At 43.2% G+C, this 2,061-nt stretch carries 1 protein-coding gene; it reads left to right on the top strand.

Going from position 1 to position 2,061, the window contains the following annotated elements; genetic code table 11:
- Positions 1-704 precede the first annotated feature (704 nt).
- Complete coding sequence (ltrA, locus tag ACFFHF_RS11945; RefSeq protein WP_377058233.1) at positions 705-1,982, top strand: group II intron reverse transcriptase/maturase; 1,278 nt, start codon at positions 705-707, stop codon at positions 1,980-1,982.
- Positions 1,983-2,061: the final 79 nt, after the last annotated feature.

The raw sequence follows: 2,061 nt of genomic DNA, 5'->3' as shown, positions 1-2,061 counted from the left end.
TTGTGCGTGTGGCAGCACGCTTCGCTATAGGGTGAAAGTCCCGAATACAACCGCCGTTCAGTCGGGAAGTATTAGCTGACAGACAGTGCGAAGTCCGTGAGGATTCGTGCGGAGGGTCTGAAGGCAAAACTCTGACCAGAGCCGTAAATCCCATGTTGGCACGATAGCAGGATGACTGTGCAAGAGAACAGGAAGTCCCAATAACTGACGTAGCTTGAAGTGTTATGAGGGCTGGGATAGAGTGAAAGTGAGCGATGTGACCCACAGAGACCTCCCTTTGTCCATCCAGACAGGTATTGCAGCTCAAGGAGGGAATCCAAGACTGCGAAATGTGAGGGGAGGAGTCAGAGAACACCATAGTAGTAAAGAAGCTTATGCCTATGACTCTCTAGTAATAGAGACGAGGACGGCACATAAGTGAGAGTGTCCAACCGTGGCACTTGGGTTTCTTTCTCAAAAGGACTGAAACTTGCGAAGGGTGGGACCCATGAAGATAACATAAAAGTACCATATTGCATGTCTGTGGAAGTGGGCAGAAGCTAGTAGTGCAAACACGGACGCTAGGGCTGAACAGAAGGGTAAGCCGTCCACCACCAGTTGAACGTGGAAAGAACTGCCGTTGTAGCTATTGATTCCGCTAGTAAACGATAATGGAGAAGCAGAAACAGGAAGATGTGTACCAGTTACGCAAGAGGAGTATTTAGATGGAAAGAAGAGTCTGGTATAGCCTATACGATAAAGTATATAAAATGGGGAATCTCCAATCGGCATTTTATCAAGTCCGAAAGAACAAAGGTGCCCCTGGTATCGATAAGGTGACAATCGAGGATTATGAAAGGGATTTGGAGAGCAATCTAGAAGCTCTTCAAAAGAGACTAAAGGAAAAGACATATCGTACGAAGCCAGTTAAAAGGAGATATATTCCAAAAGATAATGGCAAAGTAAGACCGCTAGGTATTCCAACGGTAGAAGACCGAATTGTTCAGGCGGCAGTACGTAATATCATTGAGCCTATCTTCGAAGAAGAATTTCTGCCCTGTAGCTTCGGTTTCCGTCCTGAAATAAGCGCTCATATGGCACTTGACCAAGTGTCCGACTATCTTAATCAGGGATATGTACATGTAGTTGATGCAGATTTACAGTCCTATTTCGACACAATCCCTCATGATAAACTTATCCAAAGAATCCGTAAAAGAATAACTGACGGTTCTATTTTGAGCCTTATTCGACAATTCCTTACAGCAGGAGTTATGGAAGAACAAGTATATCAAGAAACATTGGAGGGGGCACCCCAGGGAGGGGTGTTAAGTCCGCTCCTTTCAAATATCTATCTACATCAACTAGACCTCCTCATGAAAGAAAGAGGACAGCGAATCGTAAGATTCGCAGATGACTTTATCATTCTCTGTAAAAGTCAAAAAGGTGCAGAACGAGTGATGAAAGGTGTCAAAAGATTTTTGGAAGAGGAATTAGGACTTACAGTCCATCCAACAAAATCTAAAGTGGTGGATTCAACAAAGGAAACCTTCACTTTTCTAGGGTATGAATTCTACCGTAACATCCGCAGAGTAGACCCAAAGAAGCTTAAGAAATTTAAGGATAAAGTAAAACTGAAAACACGAAAGAATCAAACAGTAGATATTCAAATTCTAATTCAGGAAGGACTCAATCCCTTAATCAGGGGATGGGGTAATTACTTTGGAAAAGGAAATGTAAAATCTCTATTTAAAAAACTTGATTCATGGATAAGAAGAAGATTGAGAATGGTTCAGCTAAGAAGCTGGAGGCATGTTAAAAACTTACATCGAGCACTTATAAAGAAAGGATGGAGAGAAAATAGTCTGCAGGGGATAAGGATGTTTGCCTGGAGAAGTTCAAAGAGCCCCATGGTTCATGGAGCCCTGGATAATGAATTCTTTTCAAACCTTGGATTAGTCAGTCTTGAATCTAGATTTACAACTGTTGTCCCCAAAGGGGATTAGTGGGAAGAGCCGTATGCGAAGATCCGCACGTACGAGCTCTGTGAGAGGGGTGGTCAGAAATGGCTACCCCTACTCGATT

Source organism: Robertmurraya beringensis (assembly GCF_042433785.1).
In the GTDB taxonomy this organism is placed as follows: Bacteria; Bacillota; Bacilli; order Bacillales; family Cytobacillaceae; genus Robertmurraya_A; species Robertmurraya_A beringensis.
The sequence above is the reverse complement of the archived record's forward strand: the minus strand, read 5'-3'. Positions and strand labels throughout refer to the sequence as shown.